This window comes from Streptomyces sp. SM1 (assembly GCF_002910825.1).
GTDB classification, from domain to species: Bacteria; Actinomycetota; Actinomycetes; order Streptomycetales; family Streptomycetaceae; genus Streptomyces; species Streptomyces okerensis.
This window is the reverse complement of sequence record NZ_NEUB01000120.1, coordinates 1-370: the sequence shown is the minus strand read 5'-3', so window position 1 is coordinate 370 and position 370 is coordinate 1. Positions and strand designations below refer to the sequence as shown.

The following is a 370-nucleotide window of genomic DNA, read 5'->3' as shown; positions in this document are numbered from 1 at the left end:
GGGACACACACGGCAGGCGTCCGGCGGCTCCGGGAAGGGAACCCGCACGGCGACCGGCGGTTTCCGCAAAGCCGTCCGACGGGTCACCGGGTGGGACGGTCGGTGGGGTCCCGGTTCGGGGCTCGGCTCCGCCCCGAGGTCCGGGGTTCCGGGGGACCGTGGGGCCGGCTCCCGGGCTCCGCTACGGCCGGAGGCTGTCGCCCACCTCCGCGGCGGCCCGCTTCCCCTCGAGGAGTGCGACCGTCGACAGCAGTGCGTTCTCCCCGCCCTCCTGGTTCAGGGCGGCCCGTGCGATCGCGACCACGTCCTCCCGTTGCCGGACGCCCCGCAGGTCGACCCGCAGGGCGAGGAACTCCCCCAGCACGGTCGC

Annotated in this window: 1 pseudogene; it reads right to left on the bottom strand. The window is 76.2% G+C overall.

What is annotated here, in order from left to right:
* Positions 1 to 181: 181 nt before the first annotated feature.
* Positions 182 to 370 (bottom strand): annotated as a pseudogene (locus tag B9S61_RS40580) (hypothetical protein); the annotation flags it as partial.